This window comes from Pseudomonas sp. PA-1-3F, assembly GCF_021609665.1.
GTDB lineage: Bacteria > Pseudomonadota > Gammaproteobacteria > Pseudomonadales > Pseudomonadaceae > Aquipseudomonas > Aquipseudomonas paracarnis.
In genome coordinates this window covers 187,643-207,206 of the sequence record NZ_WJZD01000001.1, presented here as the reverse complement: position 1 = coordinate 207,206, position 19,564 = coordinate 187,643, and the positions used below count along the sequence as shown (strand labels likewise).

The window sequence follows — 19,564 nt, the reverse complement described above, 5'->3', positions numbered from 1 at the left end:
GGAGCTGGCTTGCTTCCACATGTGATCAGCGGCTGGCCGGAAAGTCTTTGTGAAGCTGCTCCAGCAATGCATCCTTGTCTTGCCACAACTGGTTGATCCAGCCCTGGAACGCTAACCGATATTCCCCATCCTGCTCATAATTCTTGCCGATGAACTCGGCCGGGATCTGCACCTCTTCAAAGTGCACCACCACGTCCTTCACGTTGCCGCACAGCAAGTCCCAATAACCTGGGCGCCCGCCGGGGTAGTGGATGGTCACATTGACCAGTGATTTGAGCTGCTCGCCCATGGCATCCAGCACAAACGCAATGCCGCCCGCCTTGGGTTTAAGCAGGTAGCGAAACGGTGACTGCTGCTGCGCATGCTTGCTCGGCGTAAAGCGTGTGCCTTCAGCAAAGTTGAAAATCCCCACGGGGTTGTCGCGAAACTTCGCACAGGTCTTGCGCGTGGTTTCCAGGTCTTTGCCTTTCTTCTCCGGGTGCTTCTCCAAATATGCCTTGCTGTAGCGCTTCATGAAGGGAAAGCCCAGTGCCCACCACGCCAGGCCAATCACCGGGACCCAGATCAGCTCTTGCTTGAGGAAGAACTTCAGGGGGCGAATGCGCCGATTGAGCACGTACTGCAACACCATGATGTCGACCCAGCTCTGATGGTTGCTGGTCACCAGGTACGAGTGCTGGTAGTCCAGGCCCTCAAGGCCAGTCAGGTTCCAGCGCGTACGGCGCACCAGGTTCATCCAGCCCTTGTTGTTGGTAACCCAGGCTTCGTGGGTGTGGTTCATCAGCCATTCGCTCAGGCGCTTGGCGAACGGCAGCGCCTTGAACAGCGCCACGATAAACAGGAACGAACACAGCAGGATCGTGTTCAGCGCCAGCAACAGCGAAGCGATCACCCCGCGGACGGCGGCAGGTAGAAAATCCAGCATTTAGATATCCATGGGTCGGTTGGCGGCTTGGATCGCCGTCAGGGCGATGGTGTACACGATGTCGTCCACCTGGGCGCCACGTGGCAGGTCATTGACCGGTTTGCGCAGGCCCTGAAGCATCGGCCCCAGGCTCACGCAATCGGCGCTGCGTTGTACGGCTTTGTGGGTGGTGTTGCCGGTGTTCAGGTCCGGGAATACAAAGACGGTGGCCTTGCCCGCCACCTGGCTGTTGGGCGCCAGTTGTCGGGCGACGTTTTCGTTGGCGGCGGCGTCGTATTGCAACGGGCCGTCGATCAGCAACGAACTTTGTTGTTCGTGGGCGAGCAGGGTGGCTTCGCGGACTTTTTCCACCTCCTCGCCGCTGGCCGAGTCACCGCTGGAGTAGCTGATCATCGCCACCCGTGGCGTGATGCCGAACGCCGCCGCCGAGTCGGCGCTTTGCAGGGCGATTTCCGCCAGTTCCGCAGCGCTTGGGTGCGGGTTCATCACGCAGTCGCCGTACACCAGCACCTGCTCGGGGAACAGCATGAAGAACACCGACGACACCAGGGTGCAGCCCGGCGCGGTCTTGATCAGCTGCAGCGCCGGGCGAATGGTGTTGGCGGTGGAGTGAATCACGCCGGAGACCAGGCCATCCACTTCGTCGAGGGCGAGCATCATGGTGGCGATCACCACGGTGTCTTCCAGTTGCTGCTCGGCCATGGGCGCGTTGAGGCTTTTGCTCTTGCGCAAGGCGACCATTGGCTCCACGTAGCGTTGGCGAATCAGGTCGGGGTCGAGAATCTCCAGGCCTTCGGGCAGGTCGATACCTTGGGCGCGGGCGACTGCCTCCACATCCGCAGGCTTGGCCAACAGCACGCAACGGGCAATGCCGCGGGCCTGGCAGATCGCGGCGGCCTGTACGGTCAGCGGCTCGCTACCTTCGGGCAACACGATGCGTTTGTTGGCGGCCTGGGCGCGTTGGATCAACTGGTAACGGAACACTGCCGGCGACAGGCGCATCTCCCTTGGCGTGCCGCAGCGCTGGTGCAGCCAGCGCGCATCGAGGTGGCTGGCGACGAAGTCGGTGATGATTTCCGCACGCTCGCGGTCATCGATAGGGATTTCCTTGTTGAGGCTATTGAGCTGGTTGGCGGTGTCATAGGAGCCGGTGCTCACCGACAACACCGGCAACCCGGCCTGGAAGGCGCCTCGGCACAGATCCATGATGCGTGGGTCGGGCAGGGTGTCGCTGGTCAGCAGCAGCCCGGCCAGCGGCACGCCATTGATGGCGGCCAGGCTGACGGCGAGGATGATGTCATCGCGATCTCCCGGGGTTACCACCAACACACCGGGTTTGAGCAGCTCGACAGTGTTACGCATGGTGCGCGCGCAAATGATGATCTTGGTCATGCGCCGGCTTTCGTAGTCGCCGGCGTTGAGGATCTGCGCGCCCATCAGGTCGGCCACGTCGCGGGTGCGCGGGGCATTCAGCTCGGGTTGGTAGGGGATGCAGCCGAGCAGCCGGAAATCACCGCTGCGCAACAGCGGCGAATGCTCTTTGAGGCGCGCCGAGAAGGCTTCCATGCTTTCGTCGGTGCGTACCTTGTTGAGAATTACGCCCAGCACTTTCGGGTCTTTGGGGCCGCCAAACAGTTGGGCCTGCAATTCCACACGGCCGGAAAGCTCGGTGAGCACTTCATTTTCCGGCGCCGAGACCAGGATCACTTCCGCGTCCAGGCTCTTGGCCAGGTGCAGGTTGACCCGTGCCGCGTAGCTGGCGCTGCGGGTCGGCACCATCCCTTCGACGATCAGCACGTCTTTGCCTACGGCTGCCTGTTGGTAAAGGGTGATGATCTCTTCGAGCAACTCATCGAGCTGGCCGTCGCCGAGCATGCGCTCTACGTGAGCCAGGCCCAGGGGCTGCGGCGGTTTCAGGCCGTGGGTGCGCGCCACCAGCTCGGTAGAGCGTTCCGGCCCGGTATCGCCAGGGTGTGGCTGGGCAATGGGTTTGAAAAAGCCGACTTTCAGGCCGGCCCGTTCCAGTGTGCGCACCAGCCCAAGGCTGATGGAGGTCAGACCCACACCAAAATCGGTGGGCGCGATAAAAAAAGTCTGCATGCGAATTCTCTGGAGGTGCATGGCTTGGGTGGCGCTCTATGGGTGAGTGCCTACCGCGAATCAGGCGCCAAGGTTATCGTTATTCGTGCCCTTGCGCACACCAGCCGCACGCAAAGGCCTGGCCTATTTTTTCAAGGCGTTGCGCGGGGTCGAGCACCCAGGCGCGTGACTGCCAGGGCGGCTGGTGGCGCAGGTGCTGGGTGTGGCCGCAAGACAGCTCGGCCACCCAGTGCCCATCGTCGTCCTGATGAAAACCTGTGATCGTGACCGTTGATCGGCCCCGTCCGTCCGGGTTCCGTTCGCTTTCGGGCAAATCCTTGTTTAGACTTGTCCGTTCTTCATTCTTATGCAAAAGGTCTCGCCCCATGACGATCGCCGCTAACAAGGCTGTCTCCATCGACTATACCCTGACCAACGACGCTGGTGAGGTCATCGACAGCTCCGCCGGCGGCGCGCCGCTGGTTTACCTGCAAGGCGCAGGTAACATCATCCCGGGCCTGGAAAAGGCTCTGGAAGGCAAGAACGTCGGTGACGAACTGACTGTCGCCGTAGAACCTGAAGATGCCTACGGCGAATACTCCGCCGAACTGGTCAGCACCTTGAGCCGCAGCATGTTCGAAGGTGTCGATGAGCTGGAAGTGGGCATGCAGTTCCACGCTTCCGCGCCGGACGGCCAAATGCAGATCGTCACCATCCGCGACCTGGACGGCGACGACGTTACCGTTGACGGCAACCACCCTCTGGCTGGCCAGCGCCTGAACTTCCAAGTGAAGATCGTGGCCATCCGCGACGCTTCCCAGGAAGAAGTGGCTCACGGCCACGTCCACGGTGAAGGCGGTCATCACCATTGATTGATGTTTTGATCAGGTGGTAGCAAAAACGCCCCGACTGGTTCGGGGCGTTTTTTTTGCCTTGAGAATATTCCCGGTCAACTTTCTGTAGGAGCGAGCTTGCTCGCGAAAAACCTGAGAGCCCCGCCGGGCGCCAGGCTTCCCGCGTAATCGTTAACGATCTTCGCGAGCAAGCTCGCTCCTACAGTTTTCAGGGGCAAACAAAAATGCCCCGGACCTTTCGGTACGGGGCATTTCTTAACTGTTACACAGCCTGGGCTGCGTTGCAGTTGTTACCACTTAGGCTGCAGCAGGAACGCTCAGAGCCTTGATGTGGCCATTCAGGCGGCTCTTATGGCGAGCGGCCTTGTTCTTGTGGATGATGCCTTTATCGGCCATACGGTCGATAACAGGCACAGCCAGAACGTAAGCTGCTTGAGCTTTTTCAGCGTCTTTGGTGTCGATGGCTTTGACTACATTCTTGATGTAGGTGCGAACCATGGAACGCAGGCTGGCGTTGTGGCTGCGACGCTTCTCAGCCTGTTTTGCACGTTTTTTGGCGGAAGGTGTGTTGGCCACCGTCGAGCTCCTCGAAAGACTTTTTAGGAAATAGCAAACAAAATAGGCCGCGAATCATGCCGATGACTTGACGGGTTGTCAAGGGCGGCTGATGCGAACTGCTGAGTGGTCGATCTGAAGAGGCGGGTGATTTATTTCCGGCGCTTGACCTGTAAACTCGCGAGCTTTGGCTCTGTGCTGTTGCAGGCGCGCAGTATCGCATAAGTGGGCGCGTAGTTCGCCTGCTCTTTATCTATAGGCGCAAACTCTTTCAATGAATCTGCTCAAATCGTTGGCTGCCGTCAGCTCTATCACGATGATTTCCCGGGTATTGGGGTTCGTGCGCGACACCCTGCTGGCCCGCATCTTTGGCGCCAGCATGGCCACGGATGCGTTCTTTATTGCCTTTAAACTGCCCAACCTGTTGCGGCGGATCTTTGCCGAAGGCGCGTTTTCCCAGGCGTTCGTGCCGATTCTGGCCGAATACAAGACCCAGCATGGCGAGGAGGCGACTCGTACGTTCATCGCCTACGTCTCGGGTTTGCTGACGCTGGTGCTGATGCTGGTAACCATCGTCGGGATGCTCGCCGCGCCCTGGGTGATCTGGGCCACGGCGCCCGGTTTTGCCAATACGCCGGAAAAGTTCGCGCTGACCACTGATCTGCTGCGGGTGACCTTTCCTTATATATTGCTGATTTCCCTGTCTTCGCTCGCCGGGGCGATCCTCAATACCTGGAATCGTTTCTCGGTACCGGCCTTTGTGCCGACCTTGCTGAACGTCAGCATGATTATTTTTGCGCTGTTCCTTACCCCGTATTTCGATCCACCCGTCATGGCCCTGGGCTGGGCGGTCCTGGCCGGCGGGCTGGCACAGTTGCTGTACCAACTGCCACACCTGAAGAAAATCGGCATGCTTGTACTGCCGCGCTTGAACCTCAAGGATTCCGGCGTCTGGCGCGTGATGCGCAACATGCTGCCGGCGATCCTCGGGGTGTCAGTCAGTCAGATTTCCCTGATCATCAACACCGCGTTCGCCTCGTTGCTGGTGTCCGGCTCGGTGTCGTGGATGTACTACGCTGACCGCCTGATGGAATTGCCATCCGGTGTGCTGGGTGTGGCATTGGGCACGATCCTGCTGCCGACCCTGGCGCGTACATACGCCAGCAAGGATCGCCAGGAATACTCACGCATACTCGATTGGGGCCTGCGCCTGTGCTTTCTGCTGGTGTTGCCGTGCGCCCTGGCCCTGGGCATCCTCGCCGAGCCGCTGACGGTCTCGCTGTTTCAATACGGGCAGTTCGACGCCCATGACGCCTTGATGACCCAGCATGCGTTGGTCGCCTACTCTGTCGGCCTGCTCGGCATTATCGTGATCAAGGTGCTGGCGCCCGGCTTCTATGCCCAGCAAAACATCCGCACGCCGGTGAAAATCGCGATTTTTACCCTGGTTGTCACGCAACTGCTCAACCTGGTGTTTATCGGCCCGTTGGCCCACGCCGGCCTGGCCTTGGCGATCAGCGCGGGGGCATGCATAAACGCAGGTCTGCTGTTTTACCAATTGCGCAAAAAACAGATGTACCAGCCGCAGCCAGGCTGGGGGGTGTTTGCGCTCAAGTTGCTGGTGGCGGTAGCAGCGATGTCGGTTGTGCTGTTTGGCCTGATGCACATCATGCCGGCCTGGGGCCAAGGCAATATGCTGGAGCGCTTCATGCGCCTGGGCGCATTGGTAGTGGCGGGCGTGGTGGTGTACTTCGGGATGTTGCTGTTGCAGGGTTTCCGCCTGCGTGATTTCAATCGCAAGTCGTTGGGATAGAGAGTTTGCCGCGATAAAACGGTTGTTTTATCGATTCGACCCATTTGGCCTGCGCTGTTGCCTGTCGTCCGGGGCTGGGTGTGGTTATAATCGACCACTTTATGAGCAAGAAGCGCGTTATGCAGCTGGTTCGAGGTCTCCACAACCTGCGCCCCGAGCATCGGGGCTGCGTCGCCACTATTGGCAACTTTGACGGTGTTCACCGTGGCCACCAGGCTATCCTGGCTCGGCTGCGCGAGCGTGCGGTCGAGTTGGGCGTGCCCAGCTGCGTGGTGATTTTTGAGCCACAACCGCGGGAGTTCTTTACCCCGGAAACGGCGCCGGCACGCTTGGCGCGCTTGCGGGACAAGTTGCAGCTGTTGGCGGAGGAGGGCGTGGACCGTGTCCTCTGCCTGGCATTCAACCAGCGTTTGCGCAGCCTCAGCGCCGCCGAGTTCGTCGACCGCATCCTGGTGGACGGCTTGGGTGTGCAGCACCTGGAGGTCGGCGACGACTTCCATTTCGGTTGTGACCGGGTCGGGGATTTCGATTTCCTGCAACATGCCGGTGTGAATCAGGGTTTCACTGTCGAAGCCGCGCAAACCGTCGAACTGGACGGCCTGCGCGTGAGCAGCACCCAGGTGCGTAACGCCCTGGCCGCCGCCGACTTCGACCTGGCCGAGCGTTTGCTCGGCCGCCCGTTCCGCATTGCCGGACGGGTATTGCACGGCCAGAAGCTGGCGCGCCAATTGGGCACGCCAACCGCAAACGTGCAACTCAAGCGCCGTCGTGTGCCGCTGACCGGGGTTTACCTGGTAAGTGTCGACATCGATGGCCAATCGTGGCCGGGAGTCGCCAATATAGGCGTCAGACCCACGGTTGCAGGTGATGGCAAGGCCCACCTGGAAGTTCACCTTTTGGATTTTGCCGGTGATTTATACGACCGGCGTTTGACGGTGGTTTTCCACCAGAAGCTGCGTGAAGAGCAGCGTTTCGCCTCCCTGGAGGCGTTGAAAACGGCGATCAATGCGGATGTCGCCGCCGCCCGTGCACTAGCCGCACCTAGCGCCCATCGCTAACCGAAGAGCCTTAAATGACCGACTATAAAGCCACGCTAAACCTTCCGGACACCGCCTTCCCAATGAAGGCCGGCCTGCCACAGCGCGAACCGCAGATCCTGCAGCGCTGGGACAGTATTGGCCTGTACGGAAAGTTGCGCGAAATTGGCAAGGATCGTCCGAAATTCGTCCTGCACGACGGCCCTCCTTATGCCAACGGCACGATTCACATCGGTCACGCGCTGAACAAGATTCTCAAGGACATGATCCTGCGCTCCAAGACCCTGTCGGGCTTTGACGCACCGTACGTTCCGGGCTGGGACTGCCATGGCCTGCCGATCGAGCATAAAGTTGAAGTGACCTACGGCAAGAACCTGGGCGCGGACAAGACCCGCGAACTGTGCCGTGCCTACGCCGCCGAGCAGATCGAAGGGCAGAAATCCGAATTCATCCGCCTGGGTGTACTGGGCGAGTGGGACAATCCCTACAAGACCATGAACTTCAAGAACGAGGCCGGTGAAATCCGCGCCTTGGCCGAAATCGTCAAAGGCGGTTTCGTGTTCAAGGGCCTCAAGCCCGTGAACTGGTGCTTCGACTGCGGTTCGGCCCTGGCCGAAGCGGAAGTGGAGTACGAAGACAAGAAGTCCTCGACCATCGACGTAGCCTTCCCGATCGCCGACGACGCCAAGCTGGCCGAGGCTTTCGGCCTGGCAAGTCTGAGCAAGCCAGCGGCCATCGTGATCTGGACCACCACCCCGTGGACCATCCCGGCCAACCAGGCGCTGAACGTGCACCCGGAATTCACCTACGCCCTGGTGGACGTTGGTGATCGCCTGTTGGTGCTGGCCGAAGAAATGGTCGAGTCGTGCCTGGCGCGTTACGAGCTGCAAGGTTCTGTGATCGCCACCACCACAGGGTCTGCGCTGGAACTGATCAACTTCCGTCACCCGTTCTATGACCGTCTGTCGCCGGTGTACCTGGCGGACTACGTGGAGCTGGGCGCCGGCACTGGCATTGTTCACTCTGCGCCCGCCTATGGCGTAGACGACTTCGTGACCTGCAAAGCCTATGGCATGGTCAACGACGACATTCTGAATCCAGTGCAAAGCAATGGCGTGTACGCGCCGTCCCTGGAGTTCTTCGGCGGCCAGTTCATCTTCAAGGCCAACCAGCCGATCATCGACAAGCTCTCGGAAGTCGGCGCGCTGTTGCACACCGAAACCATCAAGCACAGCTACATGCACTGCTGGCGCCACAAGACCCCGCTGATCTACCGCGCCACTGCGCAGTGGTTTATCGGTATGGACAAAGAGCCGACCAGCGGCGATACCCTGCGTAACCGCGCGATCAAGGCCATCGAAGACACCACGTTCGTTCCGGCCTGGGGCCAGGCGCGCCTGCATTCGATGATCGCCAATCGTCCGGACTGGTGCATCTCCCGCCAACGTAACTGGGGCGTGCCGATTCCGTTCTTCCTGAACAAGGAAAGCGGCGAGCTGCATCCTCGCACCGTCGAACTGATGGAGCTTGTGGCCCAGCGCGTTGAGCAGGAAGGTATCGAAGCCTGGTTCAAGCTGGACGCCGCCGAGCTGTTGGGCGATGAAGCGCCGCTGTACGACAAGATCAGCGACACCCTCGACGTGTGGTTCGATTCGGGCACCACTCACTGGCACGTGCTGCGTGGCTCGCATCCGATGGGTCACGAGACCGGCCCGCGCGCCGACCTGTACCTGGAAGGTTCGGACCAACACCGTGGCTGGTTCCACTCGTCGCTGCTGACCGGTTGCGCCATCGACGACCACGCACCGTACCGCGAACTGCTGACCCACGGTTTCACCGTCGACGAGAACGGCCGCAAGATGTCCAAATCCCTGGGCAACGTGATTGCGCCGCAAAAGGTCAATGACACCCTGGGCGCCGACATCATGCGTCTGTGGGTGGCCTCGACTGACTATTCGGGTGAGATGGCTGTTTCGGAGCAGATCCTGCAACGCAGCGCCGACGCCTATCGTCGTATCCGCAATACCGCGCGCTTCATGCTGTCGAACCTGACCGGTTTCAACCCGGCCACCGACCTGCTGCCGGCCGAAGACATGCTCGCGCTGGACCGTTGGGCCGTGGACCGTACCCTGTTGCTGCAGCGTGAGTTGCAAGAGCACTACGGCGAATATCGCTTCTGGAATGTCTACTCCAAGATCCACAACTTCTGCGTGCAGGAGCTGGGCGGTTTCTACCTCGACATCATCAAGGACCGCCAGTACACCACCGGCGCCAACAGCAAAGCTCGCCGTTCGGCGCAGACCGCGCTGTACCACATCAGCGAAGCGCTGGTGCGCTGGATCGCACCGATCCTGGCGTTCACCGCCGACGAGCTGTGGGAATACCTGCCGGGCGAGCGTAACGAGTCCGTCATGCTCAACACCTGGTACGAAGGCTTGACCGAACTGCCGGCCGACTTCGAACTGGGCCGCGAGTACTGGGCGGGCGTCATGGCCGTCAAGGTTGCGGTGAACAAGGAACTGGAAGTCCAGCGTGCGGCCAAGGCCGTGGGTGGCAACCTGCAAGCCGAAGTCACCCTGTTTGCCGAGGATGGCCTGACTGCCGACCTGGCCAAGCTGAGCAACGAACTGCGCTTCGTACTGATCACCTCCACCGCGAGCCTGGCACCTTTCGCCCAGGCCCCGGCAGATGCCGTGGTCACCGAGGTGCCGGGCCTGAAGCTCAAGGTGGTGAAATCGGCCTTCCCTAAATGCGCCCGTTGCTGGCACTGCCGTGAAGATGTCGGTGTGAATCCTGAGCACCCGGAAATCTGCGGTCGTTGTGTCGACAACATCAGCGGTGAAGGCGAGGTTCGCCACTATGCCTAATGCAGCCAGTCGTTTCGGACGTCTGGGCTGGCTCGTACTGAGCCTGCTGGTGCTGGTTATTGACCAGGTCAGCAAGGCTCACTTCGAGGGCTCCCTGGAAATGTTCCAGCAAATCGTGGTGATCCCGGATTACTTCAGCTGGACCCTGGCCTACAACACTGGCGCCGCCTTCAGCTTCCTCGCTGACGGCGGCGGCTGGCAGCGCTGGCTGTTCGCGGTGATCGCCCTTGTGGTCAGTGCCGTGCTCGTGGTGTGGCTAAAGCGCCTGGGTCGCGACGACACCTGGCTGGCTATCGCGCTGGCCCTGGTGTTGGGCGGCGCGCTGGGTAACCTGTATGACCGCATCGCCCTGGGCCATGTGATCGACTTCATCCTGGTGCACTGGCAGAACCGCCACTACTTCCCGGCGTTCAACTTTGCCGACAGCGCCATCACCGTTGGTGCAATCATGCTGGCGCTGGATATGTTCAAGAGCAAGAAAACCGGAGAAACCGTCAATGACTGATCAGGTATTGGCTGAGCAACGCATCGGCCAGAACACGGAAGTCACTTTGCATTTCGCATTGCGCCTGGAGAATGGCGACACGGTAGACAGCACCTTCGACAAAGCCCCGGCGACCTTCAAGGTTGGTGACGGTAACCTGCTGCCTGGTTTTGAAGCGGCATTGTTCGGGTTCAAGGCGGGCGACAAGCGCAACCTGCAGATCCTGCCGGAAAACGCCTTCGGCCAACCCAACCCGCAAAACGTGCAGATCATCCCGCGTTCGCAGTTCGAAGGTATGGATCTGTCGGAAGGTTTGCTGGTGATCTTCAATGATGCGGCAAACACCGAATTGCCCGGTGTGGTTAAAGCCTTCGATGATGCGCAAGTGACCATCGACTTCAACCATCCGTTGGCCGGTAAAACCTTGACGTTTGATGTTGAAATCATCGACGTTAAAGCGCTCTAACTGACGAAACCGGTTCCTGTGGGGCTGGCTTGTGTGGGAGCTGGCTTGCCTGCGATAGCATCACCTCGGTGTACCTGATACATCGAGACGTTTGCATCGCGGGCAAGCCCGCTCACACAGACGCTTATTCTATAGAGCTGAGTTGATCCAATTTCTTGGCCTGCAAGGCACGAGGCACAGCATGCAAATCAAACTCGCCAACCCCCGTGGCTTCTGCGCTGGCGTGGACCGGGCGATCGAAATCGTCAACCGCGCCTTGGAAGTCTTCGGGCCGCCGATTTATGTGCGCCACGAAGTCGTGCATAACAAGTTCGTGGTCGAAGACCTGCGCGCACGCGGTGCGATCTTTGTCGAAGAACTCGACCAGGTACCCGACGACGTTATCGTCATCTTCAGTGCCCATGGCGTGTCCCAGGCCGTACGTACCGAAGCGGCCGGCCGTGGCCTAAAAGTGTTCGATGCCACCTGCCCGCTGGTAACCAAGGTGCACATCGAAGTGGCGCGTTATAGCCGCGACGGTCGCGAATGCATCCTGATCGGCCATGCCGGTCACCCGGAAGTCGAAGGCACCATGGGCCAGTACGACGCCAGCAACGGCGGCGCCATCTACCTGGTTGAAGACGAAAAAGACGTCGCCAACTTGCAGGTGCACAATCCCGACCGCCTGGCTTTCGTTACCCAGACCACCTTGTCCATGGACGATACCAGCCGCGTCATCGATGCCCTGCGCACGCGTTTCCCGGCCATTGGCGGCCCACGCAAGGATGACATCTGCTACGCCACGCAAAACCGCCAGGATGCGGTCAAGCAACTGGCGAATGAGTGTGATGTTGTGCTGGTGGTCGGCAGCCCTAACAGTTCCAACTCCAACCGCTTGCGTGAGCTGGCCGAACGCATGGCCACGCCGGCGTACTTGATCGACGGTGCCGAAGACATGCAGCGCAGCTGGTTCGATGGCGTTGAGCGTATCGGCATCACGGCGGGTGCCTCCGCTCCGGAAGTGCTGGTGCGCGGTGTGATCCAACAGTTGCAAGCCTGGGGTGCTACCGGCGCCGATGAGCTGGCGGGTCGTGAAGAAAACATCACGTTCTCGATGCCCAAGGAACTGCGGGTCCGCTCGCTGCTCTGACGGCCAGGGTGCTGGAATAGCCTCGGCATAAGGCCTGTTCGGTCTTGTCACTGCGCAGGCTGACGCGCCCGCTGGGGGCCAGCACGATCTGATACAGGCTCTGTGCCTGGTCCTTGCCACACACATGCACGGTGCCGGCACGAAATCCCCCGCCGGCGAACACTGGCTCCCCCAGGCCGCTGAAGCGCACCTGGCTCGTAACCGGGCCATTACCGGCGACCGGCACGCGCCCATTGCTCTCGCGCTCCAGCAATACCGGATTGTCGTCATCCAGGTGGCCGCGCCCACTCACATCCAGTATCACGCGCCATCCCAGGCTCCAGTCCTCGTCCTTTGCATGAATGACCACCGCCCGGTTACGCGCGATGGCCTCGGTGCGTGCGTAGCGCAGCCCGGAGGCAAGTGCTTGGGCCACGTTTTGTCGTTGCTGCGATTCATGTAAACCCTTGAAACCGGGTACGGCCAGTTGCGCGAGGAAACTGGTGACGATCAGCCCCAGCAACATCTCAATCAGGGTGAAACCTTCTTGTTTCATGTGCGTTCCCTCCTTGGGCACGAGTAGGTTTTTTAGGTATAGCGCTTGGTCGTTGGCGCTGGATGATGGCCTTTATGTCCAAAGTATTTCCCTTTGTTCCGGGAGCAGCGCCGCTCGAAAACCGACGCTAGTCTTGGGTCGCACAGCAGGTCTTGCCTGCTTTTTTTCACCGGCCTTCGACATGGATGACGACGGAAATGCCAGCCTGCCAGAACCGATTCCTGCGCGTTGCGCACTCGCGCCAATCCGGCATGACGCTGGTCGAGGTGCTGGTAGCGCTGTTGATTTTGGCGATCGGCCTGATGGGCGCTGCGGTGCTGCAACTCAACGCGCTCAAGTACACCAACAGCGCCAGGATGACCAGCCAAGCCAGTTTTATTGCCTATGACATGCTCGACCGCATTCGCACCAATGCTGGCGCCGATTACACATGGGGCAGGGCGGAGCTGGCGCCGCCCAACACTGCCACCGCCAGCGTGCGTGACCTCGACCTGCACGATTTCGAGGCCAATATCACGGGTTTTGCCGGCGAGGATGCCAAAGGTTCAGTGGTGGTGAACGGGCAAGAGGTCACCATCAGCATCAGTTGGGCGGATGCCCGAGCAGCAAACCGCCCAGGGGCGCGGGAAACCTTCACCCTGACCAGTCGCATCAGTAATGAACAGGGAGTGTCGCAATGAAGCGTCTTGGGCGAGGTTTCAGTCTGGTGGAAGTGTTGCTGGCGCTTGCCATCGGGTTGGTCTTGATACTGGGGGCGAGCCAGATACTGATCAGTTCGCGGTTGACCCATGCCAGCCAGCAGGCCGCCATGCTGCTGCAGGATGATGCGCGGTTTGTGCTGAGCAAGATCACCCAGGATATTCGCCAGGCAGGCATGCTGGGGTGTTTGGCCGTGGCCGCTATCGACAATGCTCCGGCTGCCTTTGATCGGCCGATAAGCTGGGAAGCGGCGGGGAGTGCGAAGTCACTGACGCTGGTGACCGCGAATGTCGGCGATGGCGTCGGCAAGACTGACTGGACAGTGTTGTCCGACTGCAAGGAGGCGGCCAGGGCTTATGCAGGCACACCACCCGGAGCCGAACCCGGCCAACTTCGCTTTGGCATACGCCAACTTACCTACACCTACGAATCGGGTCAGTTGAAGATCAGTACCCCGGCAGCACCGGCCAAGGCAGTATTGATGGATAACGTGCGGGCATTCGACGTCAGCTTCGGCATGGCGGCCACCTCGGTATCGACAGTTGTGGTGCGCTATGACAGCCATCCGGCCGATGAGTCGCTGATACGCAGCGTGCGCATTCTCATGACCCTTCAAGATCCCTCTGGGCGGGTGAAGGACCAGACCTACAGTGTCGTGGCGGCACTGCGAAATCGGCTGGGGTAGGGGCAATGACCATGCAGGGCGGTATCCAAATGCGGCAGGCCGGGACGGTGCTGCTGATCAGTCTGGTGTTCCTGTTGGTGCTGTCGCAGGTGGGGCTGTCCTCGATACAGGCTGCGGTCTCCCAGCAAAAAGTCGCGAGCAGCCTCTGGCATCGCAATCAATCGTTTCAATCTGCCGAAAGCGGCCTGAGGTTGGGGGAATCGGCCGTGCAAAAGGTTGGCCAGGCGATGCCTGTCTGCCACTCGATCACCCGTTGTGCGCCGCCTGCTGAAGCGTTTTCCTTGACGGCGGCCGGGACGAACCCTGTCTCGGCGATCACCTGGCTTGCCTTGAAGAATGGGTTTTATGGCATTCAATCCCTCGGCGAGGGTAAAGGGCTGGCTCATTTGCCGTCCCATTCCCTGGCCACGCTTTTTCGAGTCACTTCGGTCGGTCTCGCGGGGCAATCGCGCACGGTGCTGGAGACGGTCTATGCCCGTGTAGAGGAGGGCGGCCGCGTCAGGTTTCGACGGGTCTTATGGCGGCAACTTCAATAAGGAGCAATCGGATGGGCAAGGAGAGCCAGGGTTTTACCCTGATTGAGTTACTGATCGTCGTGGCGATCATCGCGTTGCTGGCCGGGATTGCGTATCCCGGGTACCTCAGCCAGGTGAAGAAGGCGTATCGGGCGCAGATCGTCGCGTTGTTGAGCGAACAGGCCCAGCAACTGGAGCGTTCTTATACGAGGAATGGCACTTTTATTGATGCAGGCGACGTCAGCGCGGGCAATGATCATTATAGAATCAGTGCCGTCCTCAACCCTCAGGATTTTGACCTGCTCGCCACACCCGCTGCGGACTCGGTCATGGCGAACGACGCGTGCGCAGCATTCAGCTTGACCAGCACCGGTATGCGCGGCAACCCGGGAGCAGGGCCTGAAATGTCGCCCAAGGTCTGCTGGGGGCAAGGATGAGCGTACTTGAAGCGTGGGCGCCGGGCGCGCCTTTCCCTGTTTATCGGCTGGATCAAATGATGGCTAAGCAACAGCAAGTGGTGATTGTCGGCGGCGGAGTAATCGGGCTGTTGACGGCGTACAACCTCGCCAGTGAGGGCCAGGCGGTCACGCTGCTGGAGCGCGGTGGGCTTGGGCAAGAGGCTTCCTGGGCGGGCGGTGGGATTGTCTCGCCGTTGTACCCGTGGCGCTATAGCCAGGCGGTCACTGCCTTGGCCCATTGGTCCCAGGATTTTTACCCTCAACTGGCGCAACGGCTATTTGCTGCTACCGGCGTCGACCCGGAGGTACATACCACGGGTTTGTATTGGCTCGACCTGGATGACGAAGCGCAAGCACTGGCCTGGGCTGCCCGTGAAGGGCGACCGTTGAGCAAGGTGGATGTATCGGCGGCCCATGACGCGGTGCCGGTGCTGGGGGGTGGCTACTCCCAGGCGATCTACATGGCCAACGTGGCCAATATTCGCAACCCGCGCCTGGTCAAATCATTGAAGGCGGCGCTGCTGGCGTTGCCGAACGTGATGATTCGCGAGCAATGCGATGTGTCAGGCTTTGTACTCGGCGGCGGCAGGGTGGTGGGTGTGAATACCGCTACGGGCCACGTTTTGGGGGATCACGTGGTGCTCGCGGCCGGCGCGTGGAGCGGGCAACTGCTGGATACGCTGGGCTTGGGGCTACCCGTGGAGCCGGTTAAAGGCCAGATGATCCTGTACAAATGCGCGTCCGATTTTTTATCCAGCATGGTCCTGGCCAAGGGGCGTTATGCGATCCCGCGGCGGGATGGGCACATCCTGATCGGCAGCACGTTGGAGCATGAGGGATTCGACAAGACGCCGACCGACACCGCGCTTGAAAGCCTCAAGGCATCTGCGCAGGAACTGATTCCCGCCTTGACGGACGCCGAAGTGGTCGGGCATTGGGCCGGTTTGCGGCCTGGCTCACCCGAAGGTATACCGTTTATCGGTGAGGTCCCTGGCTTCAGGGGGCTGTGGCTCAATTGTGGGCATTACCGCAATGGTCTGGTACTCGCACCGGCATCTTGCCAGTTGTTCACCGATTTGCTGCTGGCGCGGGCTCCGATCATCGATCCAGCGCCTTACGCCCCCGCAGGTCGCCTCAACGCTGGATAGACTTTGGCCCTTGTTCCAGGTGCGCCTGGGTGCAATACCATTCCTGACGTGAGCTCAGTGCGCGGTCCTGCGGCAGGTGCACGCCACAGTGAGCGCAACGCACCATCAGGGCTGCATCCGGCTCGGCAGGCCGTTGCTGACGGGAGGCAGGGTTTTTGAATTTGCGCCAGAACCATACCGCGGCAGCAATGACGGCAATCCAGAACAGTAGACGAAGCATGATGGGCAGTTTCTCGACAAGGAATGCGCCAGTTTAGCCAAGGTGGTCACGGGCGCACAGGGCAATAAATACTCGCTCATAAAAAAGGGAGCTCCTTCAGAGCTCCCTTTTGCGTTGCGTCGAACAATCAGTCGAACACACCGAAGGTCATGTAGCTGAACCACGAACGGTCCTGGTTGTCGCCCAGGGCTTGCGGCTCTTCTTCTTCGATCACATCGCCGTTCTCGTCGTGCGGCTTGAGCTCCGAAGGAATGGCGTCCTTGGCGTCCTGGTACTGCTTGATCACGTCCTGGTTGGCGCGGGTTTCACCCGGCGGCAGCGGTGGACGGGACTCGATCAGGCCCAGGGTGTACTTGCTCAGCCACGAACGGTTGTCCGCTTCGTCAACCTGAGGCACGAACTGGCCGTCTTTCAGGCTAGGGTGGTCAGGGTAGTTGAGCTTCAGGGTTTCCAGGCTGGTAGTCGCGAGGGTGTCCAGGTGCAGACGCTGGTAAGCCTCGGTCATCACGGCCAGGCCGTCACCCACGGACGGGGTTTCCTGGAAGTTTTCCACCACGTAGCGGCCACGGTTGGCTGCGGCCACATAAGCCTGACGGGTCAGGTAGTAGTGGGCCACGTGGATCTCGTACGAAGCCAGCAGGTTGCGCAGGTAGATCATGCGCTGCTTGGCGTCCGGCGCATAGCGGCTGTTGGGGTAGCGGCTGGTCAGCTGGGCGAACTCGTTATAGGAGTCGCGGGCAGCACCCGGGTCGCGCTTGGTCATGTCCAGCGGCAGGAAGCGCGCCAGCAGGCCAACATCCTGGTCGAACGAGGTCAGGCCCTTCATGTAGTAGGCGTAGTCCACGTTCGGGTGCTGCGGGTGCAGGCGGATGAAACGCTCGGCAGCGGACTTGGCAGCTTCCGGCTCGGCGTTCTTGTAGTTGGCGTAGATCAGCTCAAGCTGGGCCTGGTCGGCATAGCGGCCGAACGGGTAACGCGACTCCAATGCCTTCAGCTTCGCTGTGGCGCTGGTGAAGCTATTATTGTCCAAGTCTGTCTGAGCTTGCTGGTACAGCTCGACTTCGCTCAGGTTTTCGTCGACGACGTCCTTTGTTGACGAGCAAGCAGCAGTCATGGCGAGGATGGCGATCAGCAGCAGGTGTTTCACTTGCATGGCGGCTTGCGTCCCTATGACGGCCGCTGTCTTGGGCGGGGCCGTCCTGTTATGATGAGCGCCCCGTTGAAAGCCTCGGGGCAAAAGACGCCGTATTTAACCACAAGCGCGCAGCCGAAACCAAAGGCTACGCCACGCCTAGTCTGAGCATGTCCGATAAAATTGAACTTCGCGCAGAGGTGCCGTCCGAATTGGGCGGCCAACGCCTCGATCAAGTCGCCGCACAATTATTCGCTGAGCACTCGCGCTCGCGCCTTTCCGCCTGGATCAAAGACGGCCGCCTGACTGTGGATGGAGCGGTTATCCGCCCGCGAGACATAGTCCATGGCGGTGCGATTCTTGAGCTGACTGCCGAGCAGGAAGCCCAGGGAGAATGGGTTGCCCAGGACATCGAGCTGGATATCGTCTATGAAGACGACGACATCCTGGTCATCAACAAACCCGCGGGCCTGGTGGTTCACCCGGCCGCCGGGCACGCTGATGGCACCTTGCTCAATGCCCTGTTGCACCACGTGCCGGACATCATCAATGTGCCGCGCTGCGGCATCGTGCACCGTCTGGACAAGGACACCACCGGCCTTATGGTGGTAGCCAAGACCATTCAGGCACAGACGCAACTGGTTACGCAATTGCAGAGCCGTAGCGTCAGCCGCATCTATGAGTGCATTGTGATCGGCGTCGTTGTGGCCGGTGGCAAAATCAACGCGCCCATTGGTCGTCACGGCCAGCAGCGCCAGCGTATGGCGGTGATGGAGGGCGGCAAGCAGGCCGTCAGCCACTACCGTGTGCTGGAGCGTTTCCGCTCCCACACCCATGTGCGGGTCAAGCTGGAAACCGGGCGTACCCACCAGATTCGCGTGCACATGGCGCACATCAACTTTCCGTTGGTCGGCGACCCAGCCTACGGTGGCCGCTTCCGTATTCCGCCGGCGGCCAGCCAGACCATGGTTGAGTCGCTCAAGACGTTCCCGCGCCAGGCACTGCATGCACGCTTCCTGGAACTGGATCATCCGACGAGCGGTAAGCGCATGAGCTGGGAATCGCCACTGCCAGACGATCTGGTCTGGCTGCTTTCGCTGCTCAAGCAGGATCGCGAGGCGTTTGTCGGATGAATGACTGGCTGATACCTGACTGGCCCGCGCCGGCTCGGGTAAAAGCCTGCGTCACCACCCGTGCGGGCGGCGTCAGCCTGGCGCCGTTCGATAGCCTCAACCTGGGCGATCATGTCGAGGACAGCCTTGAGGCGGTCCTTGAAAATCGTCGTCGCCTGAGTGACGCCTTCGATATCCAGCCTGCCTGGTTGCGTCAAGTCCATGGCACTCAGGTGGTTGAGGCCGATCCGGGCCGTACTGTCGAGGCAGACGGCAGTTGGACCAGCACCGCTGGCATCGCCTGCACATCCATGACCGCCGATTGCCTGCCTGCGCTGTTCTGTAATCGAGCGGGCACCCGCGTTGCTGCAGCCCATGCCGGTTGGCGTGGCTTGGCCGCTGGGGTGCTGGAGGCCGCGTTCGAAAGCCTGGATAGCGCTCCCGCAGACGTTCTGGTCTGGCTCGGCCCTGCCATTGGCCCGCAAGCCTTCGAAGTTGGCCCGGAGGTGCGTGAAGTGTTCATGCAGCAACTGCCGGCCACCGCTGAAGCCTTTGTTCCCAGCCACAACGCTGGCAAGTTCATGGCCGACATCTACCAGCTGGCGCGTCTGCGTCTGGGAGTGCGCGGTGTTTCCGCTGTGTATGGTGGCGGTTTGTGCACTGTGACCGACCCGCGTTTCTTTTCTTATCGCCGCAGCCCGCGTACGGGCCGACTCGCCTCCCTTATCTGGCTTGAACGCTAGACTGTCCTGATCTGTATCAACCGTCCGCCGCTTGAAACGCCCAGAATCCACCCCATCTATAAGGGTATCTGGCAGGTTTCTTCATTCAGGATGTGTTTGTTCATAGCT

General features: G+C 60.4%; 21 protein-coding genes. 14 read left to right on the top strand and 7 right to left on the bottom strand.

The window, feature by feature from the left end; genetic code table 11:
• Positions 1–25: 25 nt before the first annotated feature.
• The 3 genes from GIV26_RS00990 to GIV26_RS00980 all read right to left on the bottom strand — a co-directional run bounded on the left by GIV26_RS00990 (position 26) and on the right by GIV26_RS00980 (position 3,392).
• Positions 26–925, bottom strand: coding sequence for an acyltransferase (locus GIV26_RS00990; protein ID WP_089041398.1), 900 nt, complete (start codon positions 923–925; stop codon positions 26–28).
• Positions 926–3,025 carry a phosphate acetyltransferase gene (gene pta, locus GIV26_RS00985; protein WP_003188396.1) on the bottom strand — a complete coding sequence of 700 codons (2,100 nt, stop codon included), beginning with the start codon at positions 3,023–3,025 and terminating at the stop codon, positions 926–928.
• A 79-nt stretch (positions 3,026–3,104) separates the two neighbouring features.
• Positions 3,105–3,392, bottom strand: coding sequence for a DUF3565 domain-containing protein (locus GIV26_RS00980; RefSeq protein WP_102666761.1), 288 nt, complete (start codon positions 3,390–3,392; stop codon positions 3,105–3,107).
• Between GIV26_RS00980 and GIV26_RS00975 the strand changes: the two genes are divergently transcribed.
• Positions 3,391–3,876: an FKBP-type peptidyl-prolyl cis-trans isomerase gene (locus GIV26_RS00975; RefSeq protein ID WP_003188398.1), complete on the top strand. Its 486-nt coding sequence runs from the start codon at positions 3,391–3,393 to the stop codon at positions 3,874–3,876. The two genes, GIV26_RS00980 and GIV26_RS00975, sit on opposite strands and share 2 nt — an antisense overlap.
• Positions 3,877–4,155: 279 nt before the next feature.
• Here GIV26_RS00975 and rpsT read toward each other — a convergent pair whose 3' ends face one another.
• Positions 4,156–4,434: a 30S ribosomal protein S20 gene (rpsT, locus tag GIV26_RS00965; RefSeq protein ID WP_003188401.1), complete on the bottom strand. Its 279-nt coding sequence runs from the start codon at positions 4,432–4,434 to the stop codon at positions 4,156–4,158.
• A 253-nt stretch (positions 4,435–4,687) separates the two neighbouring features.
• On the opposite strand from rpsT, the gene murJ reads away from it, so the two are divergent.
• The 6 genes from murJ to ispH all read left to right on the top strand — a co-directional run bounded on the left by murJ (position 4,688) and on the right by ispH (position 12,209).
• The gene (gene murJ / locus GIV26_RS00960) at positions 4,688–6,226 is read left to right on the top strand and encodes a murein biosynthesis integral membrane protein MurJ (RefSeq protein ID WP_054919406.1); all 1,539 of its coding nucleotides are present in this window, start codon (positions 4,688–4,690) and stop codon (positions 6,224–6,226) included.
• 119 nt (positions 6,227–6,345) lie between these two features.
• A complete protein-coding gene (gene ribF / locus GIV26_RS00955; RefSeq protein WP_003188404.1) occupies positions 6,346–7,284 on the top strand; it encodes a bifunctional riboflavin kinase/FAD synthetase in 939 nt (312 codons plus the stop codon).
• 14 nt (positions 7,285–7,298) lie between these two features.
• The gene (gene ileS / locus GIV26_RS00950) at positions 7,299–10,130 is read left to right on the top strand and encodes an isoleucine--tRNA ligase (protein ID WP_054896881.1); all 2,832 of its coding nucleotides are present in this window, start codon (positions 7,299–7,301) and stop codon (positions 10,128–10,130) included.
• A complete protein-coding gene (gene lspA / locus GIV26_RS00945) occupies positions 10,123–10,635 on the top strand; it encodes a signal peptidase II (RefSeq protein WP_034128058.1) in 513 nt (170 codons plus the stop codon). Before ileS ends, lspA begins: the two co-directional genes overlap by 8 nt.
• A gap of 7 nt (positions 10,636–10,642) precedes the next feature.
• Positions 10,643–11,080, top strand: a complete 438-nt coding sequence (locus GIV26_RS00940; protein ID WP_169855857.1) for an FKBP-type peptidyl-prolyl cis-trans isomerase — start codon at positions 10,643–10,645, stop codon at positions 11,078–11,080.
• Between the two features lie 181 nt (positions 11,081–11,261).
• On the top strand, positions 11,262–12,209 hold the full coding sequence (ispH, locus tag GIV26_RS00935; RefSeq protein ID WP_032893637.1) for a 4-hydroxy-3-methylbut-2-enyl diphosphate reductase: 948 nt from the start codon (positions 11,262–11,264) through the stop codon (positions 12,207–12,209).
• Here ispH and GIV26_RS00930 read toward each other — a convergent pair.
• Positions 12,163–12,744 carry a GspH/FimT family pseudopilin gene (locus GIV26_RS00930; protein ID WP_034128057.1) on the bottom strand — a complete coding sequence of 194 codons (582 nt, stop codon included), beginning with the start codon at positions 12,742–12,744 and terminating at the stop codon, positions 12,163–12,165. The genes ispH and GIV26_RS00930 overlap by 47 nt on opposite strands.
• 197 nt (positions 12,745–12,941) lie before the next feature.
• Here GIV26_RS00930 and pilV point away from each other — a divergent pair, with 197 nt between their 5' ends.
• From pilV to thiO, 5 genes are read left to right on the top strand one after another with little or no spacing between them, the layout of a single operon-like run.
• Positions 12,942–13,424 carry a type IV pilus modification protein PilV gene (gene pilV, locus GIV26_RS00925; protein WP_034128056.1) on the top strand — a complete coding sequence of 161 codons (483 nt, stop codon included), beginning with the start codon at positions 12,942–12,944 and terminating at the stop codon, positions 13,422–13,424.
• Positions 13,421–14,128 carry a PilW family protein gene (locus GIV26_RS00920; protein WP_236279326.1) on the top strand — a complete coding sequence of 236 codons (708 nt, stop codon included), beginning with the start codon at positions 13,421–13,423 and terminating at the stop codon, positions 14,126–14,128. The genes pilV and GIV26_RS00920 overlap by 4 nt, the downstream gene beginning before the upstream one ends.
• A gap of 5 nt (positions 14,129–14,133) precedes the next feature.
• Positions 14,134–14,664, top strand: coding sequence for a pilus assembly PilX family protein (locus GIV26_RS00915; RefSeq protein ID WP_057977372.1), 531 nt, complete (start codon positions 14,134–14,136; stop codon positions 14,662–14,664).
• 11 nt (positions 14,665–14,675) lie between these two features.
• A complete protein-coding gene (locus GIV26_RS00910) occupies positions 14,676–15,080 on the top strand; it encodes a type IV pilin protein (RefSeq protein WP_054896885.1) in 405 nt (134 codons plus the stop codon).
• 59 nt (positions 15,081–15,139) lie between these two features.
• Positions 15,140–16,249: a glycine oxidase ThiO gene (thiO, locus tag GIV26_RS00905; protein ID WP_198862414.1), complete on the top strand. Its 1,110-nt coding sequence runs from the start codon at positions 15,140–15,142 to the stop codon at positions 16,247–16,249.
• On the opposite strand, the gene GIV26_RS00900 is transcribed toward thiO, so the two are convergent.
• Complete coding sequence (locus GIV26_RS00900; RefSeq protein ID WP_034128051.1) at positions 16,236–16,469, bottom strand: PP0621 family protein; 234 nt, start codon at positions 16,467–16,469, stop codon at positions 16,236–16,238. The two genes, thiO and GIV26_RS00900, sit on opposite strands and share 14 nt — an antisense overlap.
• Positions 16,470–16,596: 127 nt before the next feature.
• Entirely contained in the window at positions 16,597–17,622 is a 1,026-nt protein-coding gene (locus GIV26_RS00895; RefSeq protein WP_034128050.1) for an outer membrane protein assembly factor BamD, read from the bottom strand.
• Between the two features lie 149 nt (positions 17,623–17,771).
• Here GIV26_RS00895 and rluD point away from each other — a divergent pair, with 149 nt between their 5' ends.
• On the top strand, positions 17,772–18,734 hold the full coding sequence (rluD, locus tag GIV26_RS00890) for a 23S rRNA pseudouridine(1911/1915/1917) synthase RluD (RefSeq protein WP_003188422.1): 963 nt from the start codon (positions 17,772–17,774) through the stop codon (positions 18,732–18,734).
• A complete protein-coding gene (pgeF, locus tag GIV26_RS00885) occupies positions 18,731–19,456 on the top strand; it encodes a peptidoglycan editing factor PgeF (protein WP_236279325.1) in 726 nt (241 codons plus the stop codon). Before rluD ends, pgeF begins: the two co-directional genes overlap by 4 nt.
• Positions 19,457–19,564 lie beyond the last annotated feature (108 nt).